Raw genomic sequence first — 19,643 nt, 5'->3', positions numbered from 1 at the left:
TTTTAGCCCAAGCTAGTGCACTAGTTTTAACTGATAACCCGATGGTGCTGCGTTATTTTTCTCTGCTAGCAAGCTGTAATGCTTACCTGGTTCTAACATCATACTCTCGGTTTTATCTAATAAGGTGGTACTACCATTTTCGGCAATATGCACTAAAGCAATTGCGTAGTAATCTTTTGGTAAATTAATACTTTGTTGCTTTTTAAACTCTGCATTTTTGATGTTATATCTGGCGGTATTTATCGTTTCATTTTGACGCACAAAGTAAAATTGTAATTTAGGTAAGTCAGGCACTAGATTAGCCACCATCACATCATGTGCTTGTAACTGCGGCGTATCTTTTTCTTGGCTGGTTAAGGCTTCAACCACAGCATTCGCATTTTGGTACAACAACACCATTTTGCTGTCACCAGCATTGATGCTTAGTAAGGCACTGTTTAATAGTAAGTCAGCGCTGTCATTACGAACTGACAGGCTGTAATCGCCCTTTTCGCTGGCAATATAAGGGCTCATTTGCCCAGCTGCAACACTAGCAACAACATTCGAATCTAAAGCCAATTCTACATTTTGCTGAAGGCTGTTGTATAAACGAAATTGCGCCTTAGCATTTATATTATTATTAGCCTGCACACTAGAAGAATTTAGCACAACATCTAACGATAACTGCCCCGCTAATGGGCCATTTTTATCACGTATTAACACAACATAGGTGTTTTCATAAGCAAAATTGACGGCTTGAGTAGTAAATATCGGTGTGGTTTGCCCAGGCTTTGTTAAATACAAATTGTATTTACCGATATCACGGGTTTTCGCCGCGCTAGTTACTTCATTGCGGCTAAGTGAATCCAGTAACTCGGCATCGGTAAATGGCTTCCCCTCGGCAGCAATATAGACATCGAGTTCAGGTTGCTGGCTAGATAAATTAACTAAATGTAAATTAAATTTTTTATCTAATTGTTCATCATATTTAAAACTCACGTTTAGGTGATTATATTGCTCACCTTCGTTAGTGAGAATAAATAGCGCTTTATTATCTTTAGCTAGGCTAACGGTTTTTTTCAATAACTCCGTTGATGTTGCGCTATCCGTAAACGCTAACTCATACTCACCTGATTCAATACCCACCACCGAGCTTACATCGCCATAAGCTGTTGAACCCACGTTAGTTTCACCCGCTTTAAGTTGGGTGCTACCAGCTATAGCTGAACCGTTATAAAACTGGATATAACTATCCGTTGTTGCATCATCGTTATTACTACTGCCACCACACCCCGCTAGCACGGCCGACAACACCAAAATTGAAGATAAATACACTGCTTTCATCAAGTCCATCCAAAGGTAATTTAAACCGGATCAGGGTAAGGACTTCACAGCAATAACTCTATATCTACTTACCATTAACAACAGTTAGTTACACTCAATTACAGACTAATAAAATTAATTACGTTGCGGCAGTAGTGACAGATAGCTCAGAGCACTTTCATCATAAAATATTTAGCACCACCGGCAAACGGATAATCTTGTTGGGTTAATTGCACTTCATAACCCAAACGCTCATAAAACGGTCGAGCTTGAAAATCTAAGGTATCAAGCATCACAAAGCGACAACCGCGTTCCTTAGCAATAGCCTCTGCAGCAGCTAAAATTGCCGAGCCTGTGCCCTGCCCGCGCTCCGACTCAGCCAGCCACAATGTTTCCAAATAGAACCAATTACCAAAGGTACGCCCAGCCAGCGCTGCAACGAGTTCGCCACTAGCATTTAAACGTTTTAACCCTAGCGGTAAACGGGTAGACGCATCCCAATGCTGGGCGTTAAATTCAATAATTTTCTGTTTTGCCGTATCAGCAAAATCGCTGCTATGATCGGTAATAAAGTTGCTCATCGTGTCTCCGTTTTGTTCTGCTAAAAAGTACGGCTTAAACTACCACCAAGCGTAATCGAGTAAAAGACGACTTAACGTTAATAACGTTTAATCTGGCATTGATCCGCTATTTGCTTGCACCAGACCGATTCAGTTCAACAATATAATCTGATAAACTCAGCGCGCCTTTTCTCAGTTTCCAAAAGAAGTGAAGATGACTCTTGCTACTCAGGTTCTGGCGGTCAATGACGATCTGCCAATTCGTACAGATTTACCGGTGCACTCCGGCAAAGTGCGCAGTGTTTATTGGTTAACCGCTGATGATAGTGCTCGGCTTATTCGTGAAAAAGAATATCCGGTCGCTGCAGATACACCTTTAGCTATTATGGTAATTAGCGACCGTATTTCAGCCTTTGATTGCATTTGGCATGGCGAAAACGGCTTAGATGGCGTACCAGGCAAAGGCGCTGCATTAAATGCTATTTCTAACCACTGGTTTTCTTTGTTTAAGCAACAGGGTTTAGCCGACAGCCATATTCTTGATATTCCACATCCGTTGGTTTGGATAGTACAAAAAGCTCGGCCGGTAAAAATTGAAGCTATTGCCCGCCAGTATATTACTGGGTCAATGTGGCGCGCTTACAGCAAAGGCGAACGCGAGTTTTGCGGCATCACGCTGCCTGAAGGCTTGAAAAAAGACCAAAAGCTACCTGAAATCTTAATTACGCCCTCAACTAAAGGGGTTTTAACTGGCCTTGCTGGGGTGCCTGAAGCTGATGATGTAAATATTTCACGTGCAGATATTGAACGCCACAGCCACGCTTTTGGTTTTACTAAGCCAGATGATATCAATTTGTACGAAACGCTATTAAAACAAGGTTTTGTCGTCATTAGTGATGCGCTAGCAGCGCTAGACCAAATATTTGTTGATACCAAGTTTGAATTTGGCTACGTGAGTGCGGCTGACGGTACTGAAAAATTAATTTATATGGACGAAGTAGGCACACCCGATAGCTCGCGTATTTGGGACGGTGCTAGCTGGCGCAGTGGTAATATTGTTGAGCAGTCAAAAGAAGGCTTTCGCCAATGGCTACTTAACCACTTCCCTGATGCGGATATTTTACTTAATAAAGACCGCATGCCCGAACGCGCAGCCTTAGCTCATGATAATGCATTACCAACCAATGTGATGATGGATATTTCACGCACTTATTTGGGTATAGCAGAAAAGGTGATTGGTCGTAAAATTACGTTATCAGCTAATCCTAAAGCAGAAATAATCCAGGTATTAGATACGCAATACGGCCTTATTGCTAAATAACACATTGCTACACAGTTAAAATTGGCCCAGAAATGGGCCGTTTATTTAACTGTGTAGCAATATTAATATTGGCCTACTATTAAACGATTAACCTTTACGCCAATAATTATTTGCTGCAGCAACCGTTTGAAAATTCACGGCAATAACATGTGATGCCGCCGTTAAACCATCTGCCGAATTTGCATATTCTGGCCGCAATGCTTTTAGTGTTTCTGGATTTGGCTGCGTATATTTTACACCGCGACGACTTAGTGTAATTGCTAGCTCAAAGCCTTCTTGCGGAGTGTTCGTTATTAACGTATTAAGCCATACATCTGACATTGTATTCTCTCCTCATTTTTAACTTGCTGGTCGTTATATTATTTTACTTCTTATCTTGCAGGTTTAAATATAGCAGTAAGCAACACAGTTATATGGCTTTAATCGTTGCCTGCCAGTTTACTGCTTGCCATTGGCCATTACGTTTTACAAAAGTGCCACTGTTTAAGTAACGCTTGGTTTGCTCACCTGAACGCCCTACTAGTACAAAAGCCACAACCGCTATGTCGCCATACTGCATAATGCGCACATCTTCACTGCCATAAACGGCATCAATATCTGCAGGTTTTATTAAACCCGAACTGGTAACACCCTGCATTAGTTCAGCTTTACCATAACGGCTGCCACTAGAGCTGGTATAAATTAGCTCATCAGCCCAAAATTTATTATGAATAGCGGCATCATTACGGGTTGCGCCATCAAGAAACTCAGTTAGTAAAGCGGTTAAGTCAGCCTTGTCATCCGCAAACACAGATGTTGGTGCTAGTAGTAAAGTAGTTAATAAAAAAAGCATTTTCATTCTTGTTTTCCTTATATTTCGCACATGAAAAAGGCGCTAATTGCGCCTTTCATTAGTAACACTTTTTAAGCAGTAACCATAAGCAATAACTGTAGTTACATGCTAATGCCGCCGTCAATTTCTACTACTCTGCCAGTAAAGAAATCATTTTCAAAAATGTATTTCGCTGTATGGGCTATTTCGCTAGCTTCACCTAAACGACCGACCGGTTTCATTTTCTCTAAACGTTCACGCATTTCAGGTTTCATGGCATCGGTCATTGCAGTACGAATAACACCCGGGGCAATAGCACCCACCCGAATGCCATAACGGCCAAGTTCACGTGCCCAAGTAACTGTCATTGCCACTACACCGGCTTTTGCCGCGGCATAGTTGGTTTGACCCATATTGCCGCCACGAGCAACGCTAGACATATTTATAATAACGCCTTTACGACCACGCTTAACCATAACGATTGCCGCTTCACGGCCACACAGAAACACGCCAGTAAGGTTTACGTCGATAACCGATTGAAACTGTGCCAGTGACAATTTGCTTTGAATTTCGCCATCTTTAAACTTCAGCAATAAGCCGTCACGTAAAATACCCGCGTTATTAATTAAGCCGTCAATACCGTCAAAGTCGCGATCAATTTGCTCAAACGTGGCTTCAACCTGCGCTTCATCTGCTACGTTTGCACTATAAACGTGCACGGTAGTGGTTGCCGACAGCTCGGCTTTGGCCGCAGCCAGTTGCTCAGCATTCATATCAATTAGCGCTAACTTAGCACCTTGCTCGGCGCACATACGCGCCATTTCTAAGCCTAGGCCTTGAGCACCGCCCGTGATAACGATGGTTTTGTTTTGCAGGTTCATTTGTCTTTCTCCGTAGTCGCGATTACTGCGCACGTTTTTTCCGCGACACGCCATAAACCATCCCTGGGGCTCGGTTCCGGCCATCCATGGCCTACAACGGTCGCGGAAAAAAGTACATCCGTACTCGCTTAATACTGCTATATCAGCAAGCGCGCAGAATTTTTCTTCTGGAACCGTGTTTTTCAGGGACGAAAAACACGAGCCTACAGGGACGTATTTACGGCGTGTTCCAGAGAAAACATTCGCAGCGCTTGCGGGTTATATCAACTGACTAAGCTTTTTTCGCAAACATATTAAAAATGCTTGAGAAATCTAGTTTGCCATTACCGGCGCGCTGATGCGCTACGTACAAGCTACGTGCTAACGCGCCCATTGGCGTGCTGCTGCTGCTTTGCAATGCAGCTTCTAACGCAAGGCCTAAGTCTTTGGTCATTAAATCAACCATAAAACCACCCTGATAACCATTTGATGATGGTACGTTTTCCATTACATTTGGGCAGGGGTTATACAGCTCTAAAGTCCAGTTACGGCCGGAGCTTTTTAGCATAATATCTGACAGCACTTTTGGATCTAAGCCATTATCGACACCCATTTGCAGTGCTTCTGATGTACCGACCATTAAAATACTTAACAGCATATTATTACAAATTTTTGCTACCTGCCCCGCGCCAATGTCACCGGCGTGAAACAAGTTTTTACCCATATTGCTTAGTACAGTTTTAGCTCGCTCGTAATCGGCAACGCTACCGCCAGCAATAAAGGTTAAGGTACCGGCTTTAGCACCGCCTACTCCGCCCGATACGGGCGCGTCAATAAAGGCTATTTGCTGTGCCGCCAAACCTGCGCCTACTTTACGCGCACTGTCGGCGTCGATAGTAGAACAATCTATAACTAAAGCCGTTTTGCTAATGTCTTTAGCAATGCCCTGCTCGCCTAAATACAACGCTAACACATGCTTACCAGCAGGTAGCATAGAGATAACAAAGTCTGCGCCTTGTACCGCATCGCTAGCGCTTGACGCCACCAATGCGCCTTCAGCCTTAACTTGGGCTAATGCGGCTACAGATAAATCAAAGGCGGTTACCTGATGCCCAGATTTAACTAAATTGATGGCCATAGGGCCACCCATGTTACCTAAGCCAATAAATGCCACTTTTGCCATTGTCGTGTCCTAATTAATTGTCTAGTTGGCCAAGTTCACGTAGTGGGTGCTCAGCGGTGCTCCAAGGTGAACGGAACAACTCGTCGATCACGGCCTGTGGCACGTCGGCTACGGTTTTATATTGCCAGTTTGGTTTAAGATCTTTATCCATTAATAATGCCCGCACACCTTCGGTAAACTCACCCAGCTTGCCACATTGTACGCTTAAGCCTAGTTCAAGCTTAAAGCTGTCGGCCAAAATTTTACTTTGTCCCAGTTGCAACAGGGCATAAACAATGTGTGCGGTAATAGGGCTACCGTAAGCCAACGATGCTTTGGCTTTCTCTAACCATTTGTCATCACCTGACATTGCATTAATAGCGGTAATTACGTCGGGTAACGAGCCTAATTGGGCTAGTTTTTCTATATCTTGTTGGTGCGGCCGAATTTGACTCAGTGGCATTTGCGCGCGAAATTGTTCTTCTTCGTTACGCAGCACATCACCGAGTTTTTGGTGGTTAAGCACCACGGTGTCGCCCCAATTAATGGCCAGCAGTTTTTCTACTAAGCCCGCTTTACGCTCATGCAATATAAAGTTATCAGCTAAGCCAATAAACTTGGCATCGGCGGCGTTAATCGACGCACCAGTTAAGCCTAAAAATAAACCACAGCCCGGCGGCATACGATTTAAAAACCAGCTTGCGCCAACATCAGGGTATAACCCAATGGCCATTTCTGGCATAGCAATACGGCTCGTTATGGTAACCACTTTGTGTGACGCCGCAGCCATTAAGCCTAAACCGCCGCCCATAACAATGCCATTTCCCCATACTAATACGGGCTTGCCAAAGGTATGTATTAAGTAATCTAAGGCGTATTCTTTGGTGAAAAACTCTTCAACATAAGGTGCATAAGTACCAGGTTGATCAAGCATTGCTTTATACAGATCGCGAATATCGCCACCAGCACAAAAGGCTTTATCACCCGCGCCTTGCAGCATAACCATACTGATGCTGTTGTCGTGCTGCCACGCGTTAAGCTGTGGCAATAACGACTCAACCATAGGTAAACTCAGCGCGTTAAGTGACTTTTCTGAGTTTAATGTTGCTACACCAATTTTCTTGCCGTTGTGTGCTATCAGTTCCTGATACAGCACTACCTCTGTGTTAGTACTCATTAGCCATTTACCCAGTTTGCTTTACGCTTTTCTAAAAACGCTTGCACACCTTCAACCTGATCTTTGGTATCAAATAAACCAACAAACAACTCGCGCTCTAACGGCAATGCGCTATTAATAGTACCTGTACGGCCTTGCTGGATCAGCTTTTTACAAGCACTTACTGAAGACGGGCTTTGCTCGGCCACTTTATCAGCCAGCAGTAACGCCGTTTCTAGCGCTAAGCCTGTGCCGACCACTTCTTCTACTAAACCAATTTGCAGGGCTTTGTCTGCGGTAATACGCTCACCACATAAAATCATTCGTTTGGCCCAGCCTTCACCGACTAACCACGCCAAGTTTTGTGTACCACCAGCACAAGGTAATAGGCCTACTTTGGCTTCAGGCAATGCCATTTGTGCTTGTTGTTCAGCAATACGAATATCGCAAGCCAGCGCTACTTCTAAACCGCCACCCATGGCATAACCATTAATAGCGGCAATAGAAACACCGCTAAACGCACTTAGCGTTTCAAACGCTTCGCCAAAAATACGCGACATATCGCTGGCTACGCCTTTATCGCCATCGGCAAATAATTTTAAATCAGCACCCGCTGAGAAAAACTTTTCGCCTTCGCCAGTAATAACTAGCGCATAAATATTTTTATCTTCGTTTAAACTTTTTACCGCATCGCGTAATTGCGACAAGGTTTCGTGCGTCCAGGTGTTAGCTGGTGGGTTAGCCATGGTGATAAGCGCGGTATGACCGCGTTTTTCTAATTTTAACTGAGCCATTCTAGCCTCCTGATTTAAGCTGTTTTACAGAATATCGCCGGCTGCGGCATCCAATAAACGACGGCCAATAATTAACCGCATAATTTCGTTAGTGCCTTCCAATATCTGATGCACACGCACATCTCGGAAATGCCGCTCTAATGGGTATTCCTTGATATAACCGTAACCGCCGTGCAACTGTAATGCTTGGTCGCATACCTGAAAGCCTACATCGGTGGCAAAACGTTTGGCCATAGCACAATAAGCGGTGGCTTCGCTGTCTTTTTGATCCAGCTTAAATGCAGCTAAACGCACTAACTGGCGCGCAGCGACTAGTTCGGTTGCCATGTCGGCAAGCTTAAACTGTAAAGCTTGAAATGCCGCTAACGGCTTACCAAATTGCTGACGCTCCAGCATGTAATTACGTGCAGTATTCAGTGCTTGCTGCGCAGTACCAATAGAGCAAGTGGCGATATTAATACGACCGCCGTCTAGGCCTTTCATAGCAAAACTAAAACCTTCGCCTTCATTACCCAATAAGTAATGCGCAGGAATACGCACGTCTTCAAAAGTAATTAAGCGCGTTGGCTGCGCGTTCCAGCCCATTTTTTCTTCAGCTTTGCCGTAAATAACCCCTTTAGCATCAGCAGGTACAATAAACGCTGATATGCCTTTGGGCCCAGCTTCACCAGTACGGGCCATTACCACTAGCATTTCGGTTTCACCGGCACCAGAGATAAACATCTTGGAGCCATTAATAATGTAGTCGTTACCATCTTTTTTCGCTGAGGTACGCAAACCGGCAGCATCTGAACCTGAGCCCGGCTCAGTTAAACAGTACGATGCTAATTTTTGTCCGGTAACTAAATCGGCCATCCAGTCAGCTTTAGCTGTACTTGTGCCCCAGTTAGCCACCATCCACGTTGCCATATTATGTATGGTTAACATGGCGGTAGTAGCAGTACAGCCCATAGACAATTGTTCAAAAATGATCGAGGAGTCTAAGCGCGACAAGCCCATACCGCCGTCATCTTCTGGCGTATACAGTGAGCAAAAACCTAGCTCTCCGGCTTTTTGGATCACATCTTTTGGAAAGTGATGATCACGATCCCACTGCGCTGCGTGCGGCGCCAATTCTTGTTCGGCAAATTGTTTGGCCACATCAACAAAGGCTTGTTGGTCTTCTGTTAAATTGAAATTCATTACTAAACCCTGATTTAAAACGTGAATATATAGCAAAGCCGTTACATATTTACTAAACCGACCAGCACTGGCCGTATCAGACCAAAAACCAGCCTTAAGGCCGGTTTATCTGGTGCAGCAGCGAAAGTATGCAGGCTTTGGTTATACCTTAACGCAGATTAATTGACATATTCGGGCCAGAAACCGGAATATCATCATTAAACCAACGCGCGGTAATGGTTTTCGTCTCAGTATAGAAACGTACCGCTTGCTTACCATAAGCATGCTGATCGCCATAGAACGAGCCTTTCCAACCAGTGAACGAGAAAAATGGCAAAGGTACTGGAATAGGAATATTAATACCTATTTGGCCAACTTCTACTTCGTGCTGGTATTTACGCGCGGCAGCACCGCTAGCAGTATAAATTGAGGTACCGTTACCGTAGGGGCTATCGTTTACTACTTTTAATGCCGCGTCTAATGAGTCAACCTGCATAGTGGTTAACACTGGACCGAAAATTTCTTGTTTATAAATTTCCATATCCGTTGTCACGTTAGTAAACACCGTTGGCCCAACCCAGTTACCGTTCGGGTAACCTTCGACTTTGCAGTCTGAACCATCTAATACGCAGGTTGCACCTTCTTTTTTACCTTGCGCAATTAACGACAACACGCGAGCACGCGCTTGTGGGCTAATTTGCGGGCCATAAGCGGCGTCTGGGTCGGTATAAACACCTGGGCGTACCTTACCAATAGCTGCAGCAACGTCAGGGATCCACTTAGCCGCATCACCAACAAATACGGCAACTGAAATGGCCATACAGCGCTGACCTGCAGCGCCGACTGATGCACCCACTAAGGCGTTAACAACCTGCTGCTTATTCGCGTCAGGCATAATAACCATATGGTTTTTTGCGCCAGCAAAGGCTTGTACACGTTTTAAATTATCAGTACCGGTTTTATAAATATATTGGCCAACATTTACTGAACCAACAAACGAAATAGCTTTAATATCAGGGTGATGCAAAATAGCATCAACTTGCTCTTTCGCACCATGTACCACTTGTAACACGCCTTTTGGCGCGCCAGCTTGAGCAAATAACTCAGCCAGTTTATTTACCGTCATTGGATCTTGCTCCGACGGTTTTAAAACAAAGGTATTACCGCAAGCAATAGCTAATGGGAACATCCACAATGGGATCATCGCGGGGAAGTTAAACGGCGTAATACCAGCACACACACCTAACGGTTGAATATAGCTATAAGTATCAATACTACGCGCTACGTTTTCTACTGTTTCGCCCATCATTAGTGATGGAATGTTGGCTGCTTGCTCAACAACTTCAATACCACGCCATACGTCGCCTTTGGCGTCTTCAACCGTTTTACCTAATTCTTTACAAATAATGTCGGCAATTTCAGCTTGGTGTTCTTTTAACAAATGCGCATAACGCATCATTAAACGCGCACGATCTGATACCGGCACTTCTTTCCATGTTAAAAATGCCGCTTTAGCCGACTCAACCGCACGATGCATTTCGTCAGGTGTAGCACAGGGTACATGTGCAATGACTTCTTGTGTTGCCGGATCCGTTACGGGAATTAATTTGTCGCTCGTTGAGCTAACGAACTCGCCGTCAATAAAATGTTTAACCTGTTGTGTCATCTTGCTTCTCCCGATGGTTTAGCTAAGCGGCTAGCCTTAAGGCCTGTTATTGGCGCCGCAATAGCCTTATTTAATATGGGTTAAACTACTTCTACTGCCAGCGCTACAGCCTCGCCACCACCAATACAGAGTGATGCCACGCCTTTGCTTAAGCCGCGGTTACGCAGCGCATGAATAAGAGTAACCAGAATACGCGCGCCTGACGCGCCAATAGGGTGGCCTAGTGCACAAGCACCGCCGTTTACGTTTACTTTTGCCGCATCTAAGCCTAGCTCGTTAATAGCTAACATAGTTACCATGGCGAAGGCTTCATTAATTTCCCACAGGTCTACCTGTGCTTTGTCCCAGCCCGCTTTTTGCAATACTTTTTGCATCGCGCCAACCGGAGCTACGGTAAATAATGCTGGCTCCATCGCGTTAGTGGCATGCGCCACCACCCGCACTAATGGCGTTAAGCCTTGAGTTTTAGCATCGCTTTCACGCATTAAAATAAGGGCTGCACCGCCGTCTGAAATAGAACTAGAGTTGGCTGCGGTAATAGTGCCTTCTTTAGCAAAGGCTGGGCGCAATGTCGGTATTTTATCTACCTTGGCATTGGCTGGCTGCTCGTCTACATCAAAAGTAACATCGCCCTTGCGGGTAGCAAAAGTTACTGGGGCAATTTCACCTCTAAATGCGCCGCTACCTATAGCCTGCTGCGCACGCGTTAATGATTGCACAGCAAACGCATCCATTTGCTCACGAGTAATACCTTTTTCGTCAGCGGTGTCTTGGGCAAAACAGCCCATCGCTTTACCGTCGTAGGCGTTTTCTAGACCATCTAACATCATATGATCTTTTATTTCGCCATGGCCCATACGATAACCAGCACGTGCTTTGGGTAATAAGTATGGCGCGTTAGACATAGATTCCATGCCGCCAGCAACCACAACATCCGCACTACCTGCTTTTAATAAATCGCTCGCTAGCATTACCGCTTTTAAACCTGAACCGCACACTTTATTAATCGTAGTTGCACCTGCGGTTAACGGTAAACCAGCTTTTAAAGTGGCTTGGCGTGCTGGCGCTTGGCCTAAACCTGCAGGCAACACATTACCCATAATAACTTCGCTAACTTTATCGCCGGTAATACCTGCCTGCTCTAATGCGGCTTTAATGGCTGTGGCGCCTAAAACGGTAGCATGAACATCAGATAGGCCGCCCATAAAGCCACCCATTGCGGTGCGTTTTGCAGCTACTATTACAACATTGTCGGAAGCCATGTTATCTCCAAAAAAATTCTGTCAGCGAAAAAAAGTTGTTTCAGAGCCTACACCAAATTTACGTTTACGCCAACGTCAACTAACTAACACTATGGTAGTGTGTCATGGCTTTGGTTCATTTAACTGTACAGATTACCCCGCATAAAATGGCATTTTTGCTTTACAAATTCCCGCTAAATAACGGCATCATCGATGCAGCAGCACGCCATCAGCTTTACCTTTACGTAAACTTCACTTATATTGACTGCGATTTTGGGAAAGGCGGTTATGACAGAAAAAGAAGAAAAAACATACAGTATTAGTGAGCTGGCCAAAGAGTTTGATATTACCACGCGTAGTATCCGCTTTTACGAAGATCAGGGGCTAATATTGCCATTACGTAAAGGCCAAACCCGCATTTACACTAAACGCGATCGAGTGCGTTTAAAGCTCATTTTACGTGGTAAACGCCTTGGTTTTAGTTTGGCCGAAACCGGTCAATTATTTGAATTATATGACGCTGATAAAACCAGCGTGACGCAGTTAAGTACCATGTTAAAGCTGATCGAGCAGAAGAAAGTAGAGCTGCATCAGCAAATGGACGATATCAAAATTGTGCTAATGGAGTTGGTAACCGTTGAAAAACGTTGCCGCGACACCTTAGCCGACGCCAAACAACATAAAACTATTTAAACAGTTTTACTATATAGCATACGGGGTAGATATGATTAGCAGTTATAAAGGGCTTAATTTTGATTTGGGCGAAACGGTCGATATGATCCGCGAACAGGTAAACGCGTTTGCCCGTGACGAAATTGCACCACGCGCTGCCCATATTGACGAAGTAAATGAATTTCCTAATGATTTATGGCGCAAATTTGGCGACCTAGGTTTATTAGGCATTACCGTAGATGAAAAATATGGCGGTTCCGGCCTAGGCTATCTAGAACATGTAGTAGCAATGGAAGAAATTAGTCGCGCCTCAGCTTCTGTGGCCCTATCTTACGGTGCGCATTCTAACCTGTGTGTAAACCAAATTTTCCGTAACGGCACTGAAGCACAAAAAATGAAGTACCTGCCAAAATTATGTTCAGGCGAACATATTGGTGCACTAGCCATGAGCGAGCCTAATGCCGGTTCTGACGTAGTAAGTATGAAACTGCGTGCGGAGAAAAAAGGTGATAAGTACATCTTAAACGGCAATAAAATGTGGATCACCAACGGCCCCGATGCACATACTTATGTTATTTACGCGAAAACCGACGTTAACGCTGGCTCAAAAGGCATTACCGCGTTTATTGTTGAGCGCGGCTATAAAGGTTTTAGCACGGCACAAAAGCTTGATAAATTAGGCATGCGCGGTTCAAATACTTGTGAGCTAGTATTTGAAGATTGCGAAGTACCAGAAGAAAACGTGCTAGGCCAAGTAGGCGCAGGCGTTAAAGTATTAATGAGCGGCCTAGATTACGAACGCGTCGTGTTATCGGCTGGCCCGCTAGGTATTATGACCGCCTGTATGGATGTGGTTATTCCTTACGTTCACGATCGTAAGCAATTTGGCCAAGCCATTGGTGAATTTCAGCTGGTGCAGGGCAAACTTGCTGATATGTATACTCAGATGAACGCAGCAAAAGCCTATATTTATACCGTGGCCAAGGCCTGTGACCGTGGTGAAACTACGCGTAAAGATGCCGCGGCCGTAATTTTATATGCTGCAGAGTTAGCCACTAAGATGGCGCTTGATGCTATTCAGTTGCTAGGCGGTAATGGTTATATCAACGAATACCCTACTGGTCGTTTGCTGCGTGACGCCAAGCTCTATGAAATTGGCGCAGGCACGTCAGAAATTCGCCGTATGTTGATTGGCCGTGAGTTATTTACCGAATCTAACTAATTAAGAGGCATTGCGCCAACAGGTTTAAGCGAGTTAAACCTGTTGTAGCCGCGAAGCTGGTGGCTTTCACTTGTGGCACAAAAGGTAACCTAAGTGACCAGAATCACGTCAAAAATTAATCCTCGCTCTGAGGAGTTTCTAAAAAACGCTGCTGCCATGCAGGTAGTGGTTAATGATCTCAACAACAAAGTACAACAAATTAAACTTGGCGGCGGTGAAGCATTAATTGCCCGCCATACCTCACGAGGTAAATTATTTGTTCGTGATCGTATTCAAAAGCTACTTGATCCGGGTTCACCATTTTTAGAAGTGGCTCAGTTTGCGGGTTGGGAATGCTACGACGATTACGTACCAAGCGCCGGTATTGTTGCGGGTATTGGTCGGGTGAGCGGCGTTGAATGCATGATTGTCGCTAACGATGCGACGGTTAAAGGCGGCACCTACTACCCGCTTACGGTTAAAAAGCATTTACGTGCCCAAGAAATTGCGGAGCGTTGCCACCTACCCTGCATTTATTTAGTCGACTCTGGTGGCGCTAACCTGCCGCGCCAAGATGATGTTTTCCCAGATAAACTGCACTTTGGTCGCATTTTCTTTAACCAAGCCAATATGTCAGCCAAAGGCATTCCCCAAATTGCCGTAGTGATGGGGTTGTGTACTGCTGGCGGTGCCTATGTGCCGGCCATGGCCGATGAAAGCATAATTGTTAAAGAGCAAGGTACGATTTTCTTAGCCGGCCCACCATTAGTAAAAGCAGCGACCGGTGAAGAAGTAACCGCTGAAGAGCTAGGCGGTGCTGATGTGCACTGTAAAATTTCTGGCGTGGCCGATCACTACGCACTAAGTGACGAGCACGCGCTGCAAATTGCCCGTAATGCGGTGTCACGGTTAAACCGTCCGGCACCTGAAGCGATGGACATAAAAGCAGCGCAAGAGCCGCTGTACGATGCCAAAGAGTTATACGGCATTGTTGGCACTGATTTACGCAAGCCTTTTGATGTAAAAGAAGTGATAGCGCGCATTGTTGATAACTCCGACTTTGACGAGTTTAAACAATACTATGGCGCAACCTTAGTGTGCGGCTTTGCGCGTATCTTCGGCTATCCTGTAGGCATTGTAGCTAATAATGGGATCTTGTTTTCCGAGTCAGCACAAAAAGGTGCGCATTTTATTGAGCTGTGTTCGCAGCGTAAAATACCGCTACTGTTTTTACAAAACATTACCGGCTTTATGGTCGGTAAAAAGTACGAAGCCGAAGGTATTGCCAAACACGGTGCTAAAATGGTGATGGCAGTAAGCTGTGCTAAGGTACCTAAATTTACCGTATTAATTGGCGGCAGTTATGGTGCAGGCAACTACGGCATGTGTGGCCGTGCATTTGACCCAACGATGATGTGGATGTGGCCTAATGCTCGTATTTCGGTAATGGGTGGCGAACAAGCTGCGGGCGTTATGGCGCAAGTAACCAAAGACGGCTTAGCCCGTAAAGGCGAAACCTTGTCGGCAGACGCTGAAGCCGCATTGAAAACACCCATTATTGAACAATATGAAAAACAAGGCCACCCTTACTACGCCAGCGGTCGGTTATGGGATGATGGCATTATTGACCCAGCCCAAACTCGAATGACGGTAGGTTTAGCCTTGGCAGCAGCATTAAATGCGCCAATTGAAGAGACAAAGTTTGGTGTGTTTCGGATGTAATAACGTTTGTGTAAGCGTAGTGGCTGGCAACTGCTGCGTCCGTTTTTTCTGTGGCACGCCGTAAACCCATCCCTGGGGGCTCGTTTTCGCCCGTCCAGGGCTACAACGGTCACAGAAAAAAGGACATCCGCATTTGCCGATACATCTGAGCGGGACAGTGCGCAGTACTTTTTTTCATAACCCTTGAACGCCTGGACGGCGTGAAAGGAGTCTACAGGGATGTATTTACGACGTGTTATGAAAAAAATGTACGGAGTAATGGCCCTCTTTAGTAAACAGTACTTTTCGCAACATAAAGTCAAATACTCTCGGAGTGACAATGAGCCATATTTATACAGAAGTTAGCATTGATAACCGCGGTGTCGCCACACTCACGCTAAATCGCCCCGACGTGCACAATGCGTTTGACGATCATATGATCGCCGAATTGATCCAAGTCTTAAAAGACTTGGCCAATAATGACGATGTGCGTATGTTGATACTTGCCGCTAATGGTAAAAATTTCTCTGCCGGAGCCGACATCAACTGGATGCGCTCTATGGCAGAGAAAAACTTTGGTCAAAACCAGGCTGATGCAGAAGAATTAGCCACCTTAATGCACCGATTAGACAAATTTCCAAAGCCAACTATTGCCTTAATTAATGGTGCTGCCTTTGGTGGCGCAGTTGGTTTAGTTGCCTGCTGCGATATCGCTATAGCAGAAGAGAAAGCCAGCTTTTGTTTAAGTGAAGTGCGCATTGGCTTAATTCCTGCGGTTATTAGCCCTTACGTTATGCGTGCTATTGGCGAGCGCCAAAGCCGTCGTTATTTTATCACAGCAGAGCGCTTCTCAGCGGCCACTGCGTTAGACATAGGTTTAGTGCACCAAGTGGCTAAAGACGGTGAACTGCAGGCCAACGCAGACCAGTTTATTACTGGCATGCTACAAAATAGCCCTGCCGCAATCGGCGCAGCCAAAGCGCTAATTCACAATATTTATAATCGTAAGATCAGCAACAACGTTATTGCCCATACTACGCAAGCTATTGCTGAAATTCGTGTATCAAAAGAAGGCCAAGAAGGGCTAACCGCGTTTTTATCTAAACGCCCACCGGCTTGGCTTGGCAAGGAATAACTATAATGTTTCGCAAAATTCTCATCGCCAACCGCGGCGAAATTGCTTGTCGCGTGATCGATACTGCCCACAAGTTGGGGATCAGCTGTGTTGCCGTATATTCAGAAGCCGACGCCAATGCTCGTCATGTGCGCATGGCAGACGAAGCTTATTTGCTAGGCCCGGCACCGAGTAAAGACTCTTACTTACGCGCAGACAAAATTATTGCCATTGCTAAAAAAGCCGGTGCTGAAGCAATACACCCTGGCTATGGTTTTTTGTCTGAAAACGAAGAATTTGCTAAAGCTTGTGATGCAGCAGGTATCATCTTTATTGGCCCGCCGGTAGATGCTATTACCGCTATGGGCTCTAAAAGTGCCGCTAAAATTATTATGCAGCAAGCCGGAGTACCATTGGTGCCTGGCTATCATGGCGATGATCAATCTGATCAGCTATTAGCAGACGAATCAGCCAAAATTGGTTATCCGCAACTGTTAAAAGCAGCCTATGGCGGCGGCGGTAAAGGCATGCGGGTGGTATGGAAAAAAGAAGAATTTAGCGACGCTCTGGCCAGCGCGCGACGTGAAGCCAAAGCCGGTTTTGGCAACGACAAAATGCTAATTGAGCGCTACCTTACTAAACCACGCCACATTGAAATTCAGGTATTTGCCGACAATCATGGCAATGCCGTGTATTTAGCCGAGCGCGACTGCTCTATTCAACGCCGCCATCAGAAGGTCATTGAAGAAGCGCCAGCGCCTAATTTTAGCGCTGAACAGCGCAAAGCCATGGGCGAAGCCGCAGTTAAAGCCGCCAAAGCCATTAATTACCGCGGCGCGGGTACGGTTGAGTTTTTGTTTGACGAAGACGGTTCATTCTATTTTATGGAAATGAATACCCGACTGCAGGTTGAACACCCCGTTACCGAAATGATTACCGGACAAGACTTAGTGCAGTGGCAATTATTGGTCGCCGCTGGCGAAGCTTTGCCGCTAACACAAAGCCAAGTGCAAATTAACGGCCATGCCATTGAAGTGCGCGTGTATGCCGAAGACCCTGATAACGACTTTATGCCGGCTACCGGTAAACTGAGTTATTTACGCCAGCCAGAGGCTAACCGCCATGTGCGGATAGACACGGGTGTAGTTGAAAACGATGAAGTTTCACCGTTTTACGACCCCATGATAGCCAAGCTTATTGTTTGGGATGAAAACCGTGACCGCGCTATTAACCGCATGTTACGCGCCCTAGACGATTACCGCATTGCGGGTGTTACCACAAACCTAGGCTTTTTAACTCGTCTAACTGCACACCCTGCGTTTAAAGCGGCTCAGCTCGATACTAATTTTATTAATCAACACCATGACAGCCTATTTGCACCAGTGAACAAACAAGATGATCAAGCTTTAGTTTTCGCTGGGTTATTTATTTTGCTGCAACAACACAATACAAATAGCACTAACCCATGGCAATGCAATAAGGGTTGGCAGCTAAATGAATTACCGACTATTCAACTTAGCTTACAGCAAGGTGAAACCAAACATCAGCTAAGCATTGCGCAAACCGCAAATAACTACCTAGTTAAGGTTGCAGGGCAAGAGCTAAGTTGCGGCGCACAATTACACGGCGATGAGCTAAGTGTCGTCATGAGCGAGCAGCTTATTAAGGTCCGTGTTAGTCGTTATCAAGATACAATCAGTGTATTTCTAAAAAATCAGCGTTACGATTTTATTTATCAAACCGAAGTTACTATTGAACACGATGGCGCTGAGCATGCAGGCAGCTTAACTGCGCCTATGAACGGCACCATAGTGGCGGTTGTCGCACAAAAAGGCGCTACAGTAGCAGCCGGTGATACCTTAGTAATAATGGAAGCGATGAAAATGGAATACAGCATTAAAGCGCCGAAAAACGGTGTAGTTAATGATGTATTTTATGCTGCCGGTGATCTGGTAAAAGACGGTGCTGAACTGGTTGATTTTACGGCGGAGGACGCATGAGCCTACCAAAAAATGTACGTTTAGTTGAAGTTGGCCCGCGCGATGGCTTACAAAATGAAGCGACAGTTAGCACTCAAGATAAAGTTACACTGATTAATATGTTAAGTGCTGCCGGCCACAGCTATATTGAAAGCGGTGCTTTTGTCTCTGCTAAGTGGGTGCCACAAATGGCCGACTCTAGTGAGGTTTTTGCTGGCATAACCCGCAACGCGAACGTTACTTACGCCGCACTTACACCTAACTTGCAAGGCTACGCTGCAGCTAAAGCTGCCAACGCCAGTGAAGTGGCTATTTTTGGCGCAGCATCTGAAGCCTTTAGCCAAAAAAATATTAACTGCTCTATTAGCGAAAGCTTAGCCCGATTTGCTCCTGTTATGGCCACAGCCAAAACCGACGGCATTAAAGTGCGCGGCTATGTCTCCTGCGTGGTGGGTTGCCCCTATCAAGGTGACGTTGCCCCAGCCGAAGTGGCCCGTGTTGCCAAGGCGTTATTAGATATGGGCTGCTACGAAATTTCGCTAGGCGATACCATAGGTGTGGGTACCCCAGATAAAGTCAACGCTATGTTAGATGCGGTATTAGCTGTTGTGCCAGTAGATAAACTGGCGGTACATTTTCATGATACTTACGGCCAAGCCTTAACCAATATTTATGTCGCCTTACAGCGTGGCATTAGTGTAATTGACTGCGCCGTCGCCGGTTTAGGCGGCTGCCCTTACGCCGCTGGCGCCTCAGGCAATGTGGCCAGTGAAGATGTGGTGTATTTACTCAATGGCCTTGGTATTAACCACGGCGTAGATTTACAGGCGCTAGCCAAAGCGGGTTGGTTTATTACTGACAAGCTGGGCAAGCAGCCTAGTTCTAAAGTAGGATTGGCACTTGGCGCCAAATGCACGCAAACTAACAACTAAACATAGCGCT

The 19,643-nt window shown here is 45.5% G+C and carries 18 protein-coding genes; 7 read left to right on the top strand and 11 right to left on the bottom strand.

The features are described from left to right. Window positions 1-12: 12 nt before the first annotated feature. Both MN199_RS04480 and MN199_RS04475 read right to left on the bottom strand, forming a co-directional pair. Complete coding sequence (locus MN199_RS04480) at window positions 13-1,323, bottom strand: DUF4397 domain-containing protein (RefSeq protein ID WP_335738545.1); 1,311 nt, start codon at window positions 1,321-1,323, stop codon at window positions 13-15. Window positions 1,324-1,469: 146 nt separating this feature from the next. Next, a complete protein-coding gene (locus tag MN199_RS04475; protein WP_132582778.1) occupies window positions 1,470-1,883 on the bottom strand; it encodes a GNAT family N-acetyltransferase in 414 nt (137 codons plus the stop codon). Window positions 1,884-2,076: 193 nt separating this feature from the next. Here MN199_RS04475 and MN199_RS04470 point away from each other — a divergent pair, with 193 nt between their 5' ends. Then, on the top strand, window positions 2,077-3,183 hold the full coding sequence (locus tag MN199_RS04470) for a phosphoribosylaminoimidazolesuccinocarboxamide synthase (RefSeq protein ID WP_335738544.1): 1,107 nt from the start codon (window positions 2,077-2,079) through the stop codon (window positions 3,181-3,183). An 87-nt stretch (window positions 3,184-3,270) separates the two neighbouring features. Here the strand turns inward: MN199_RS04470 and MN199_RS04465 are convergent, their stop codons facing one another. From MN199_RS04465 to MN199_RS04425, 9 genes are all read right to left on the bottom strand, one after another. Then, window positions 3,271-3,504 (bottom strand): hexameric tyrosine-coordinated heme protein, encoded by a 234-nt coding sequence (locus MN199_RS04465; RefSeq protein WP_335738543.1) that lies wholly within the window; start codon window positions 3,502-3,504, stop codon window positions 3,271-3,273. A gap of 88 nt (window positions 3,505-3,592) precedes the next feature. After that, window positions 3,593-4,021, bottom strand: a complete 429-nt coding sequence (locus MN199_RS04460; RefSeq protein WP_132582772.1) for a nuclear transport factor 2 family protein — start codon at window positions 4,019-4,021, stop codon at window positions 3,593-3,595. Window positions 4,022-4,116: 95 nt separating this feature from the next. Further along, the gene (locus MN199_RS04455) at window positions 4,117-4,875 is read right to left on the bottom strand and encodes an SDR family oxidoreductase (protein ID WP_335738542.1); all 759 of its coding nucleotides are present in this window, start codon (window positions 4,873-4,875) and stop codon (window positions 4,117-4,119) included. Between the two features lie 271 nt (window positions 4,876-5,146). Next, window positions 5,147-6,037 (bottom strand): 3-hydroxyisobutyrate dehydrogenase, encoded by an 891-nt coding sequence (gene mmsB / locus MN199_RS04450; RefSeq protein WP_335738541.1) that lies wholly within the window; start codon window positions 6,035-6,037, stop codon window positions 5,147-5,149. A 13-nt stretch (window positions 6,038-6,050) separates the two neighbouring features. Further along, window positions 6,051-7,193, bottom strand: coding sequence for an enoyl-CoA hydratase/isomerase family protein (locus MN199_RS04445; RefSeq protein WP_335738540.1), 1,143 nt, complete (start codon window positions 7,191-7,193; stop codon window positions 6,051-6,053). Next, on the bottom strand, window positions 7,193-7,966 hold the full coding sequence (locus MN199_RS04440) for an enoyl-CoA hydratase (protein WP_335738539.1): 774 nt from the start codon (window positions 7,964-7,966) through the stop codon (window positions 7,193-7,195). Before MN199_RS04440 ends, MN199_RS04445 begins: the two co-directional genes overlap by 1 nt. A 24-nt stretch (window positions 7,967-7,990) precedes the next feature. After that, the gene (locus MN199_RS04435) at window positions 7,991-9,148 is read right to left on the bottom strand and encodes an acyl-CoA dehydrogenase family protein (protein ID WP_335738538.1); all 1,158 of its coding nucleotides are present in this window, start codon (window positions 9,146-9,148) and stop codon (window positions 7,991-7,993) included. Between the two features lie 148 nt (window positions 9,149-9,296). Continuing rightward, window positions 9,297-10,793, bottom strand: a complete 1,497-nt coding sequence (locus tag MN199_RS04430; protein ID WP_335738537.1) for a CoA-acylating methylmalonate-semialdehyde dehydrogenase — start codon at window positions 10,791-10,793, stop codon at window positions 9,297-9,299. Window positions 10,794-10,873: 80 nt separating this feature from the next. Beyond that, the gene (locus MN199_RS04425; protein ID WP_335738536.1) at window positions 10,874-12,055 is read right to left on the bottom strand and encodes a thiolase family protein; all 1,182 of its coding nucleotides are present in this window, start codon (window positions 12,053-12,055) and stop codon (window positions 10,874-10,876) included. Between the two features lie 267 nt (window positions 12,056-12,322). On the opposite strand from MN199_RS04425, the gene MN199_RS04420 reads away from it, so the two are divergent. From MN199_RS04420 to MN199_RS04395, 6 genes are all read left to right on the top strand, one after another. Further along, entirely contained in the window at window positions 12,323-12,727 is a 405-nt protein-coding gene (locus MN199_RS04420; protein WP_132582756.1) for a MerR family transcriptional regulator, read from the top strand. Window positions 12,728-12,758: 31 nt separating this feature from the next. After that, window positions 12,759-13,928, top strand: coding sequence for an isovaleryl-CoA dehydrogenase (locus MN199_RS04415; RefSeq protein WP_335738535.1), 1,170 nt, complete (start codon window positions 12,759-12,761; stop codon window positions 13,926-13,928). Between the two features lie 93 nt (window positions 13,929-14,021). Further along, window positions 14,022-15,629: a carboxyl transferase domain-containing protein gene (locus tag MN199_RS04410; protein ID WP_335738534.1), complete on the top strand. Its 1,608-nt coding sequence runs from the start codon at window positions 14,022-14,024 to the stop codon at window positions 15,627-15,629. 319 nt (window positions 15,630-15,948) lie between these two features. After that, the gene (locus MN199_RS04405; protein WP_335738533.1) at window positions 15,949-16,743 is read left to right on the top strand and encodes an enoyl-CoA hydratase/isomerase family protein; all 795 of its coding nucleotides are present in this window, start codon (window positions 15,949-15,951) and stop codon (window positions 16,741-16,743) included. 5 nt (window positions 16,744-16,748) lie between these two features. Then, the gene (locus MN199_RS04400) at window positions 16,749-18,722 is read left to right on the top strand and encodes an acetyl/propionyl/methylcrotonyl-CoA carboxylase subunit alpha (protein ID WP_335738532.1); all 1,974 of its coding nucleotides are present in this window, start codon (window positions 16,749-16,751) and stop codon (window positions 18,720-18,722) included. Continuing rightward, window positions 18,719-19,633, top strand: coding sequence for a hydroxymethylglutaryl-CoA lyase (locus MN199_RS04395; RefSeq protein WP_335738531.1), 915 nt, complete (start codon window positions 18,719-18,721; stop codon window positions 19,631-19,633). The genes MN199_RS04400 and MN199_RS04395 overlap by 4 nt, the downstream gene beginning before the upstream one ends. Window positions 19,634-19,643 lie beyond the last annotated feature (10 nt).

Source organism: Rheinheimera metallidurans, assembly GCF_036983985.1.
GTDB lineage: Bacteria > Pseudomonadota > Gammaproteobacteria > Enterobacterales > Alteromonadaceae > Alishewanella > Alishewanella metallidurans.
This window is presented reverse-complemented; position numbering and strand designations above follow the sequence as displayed.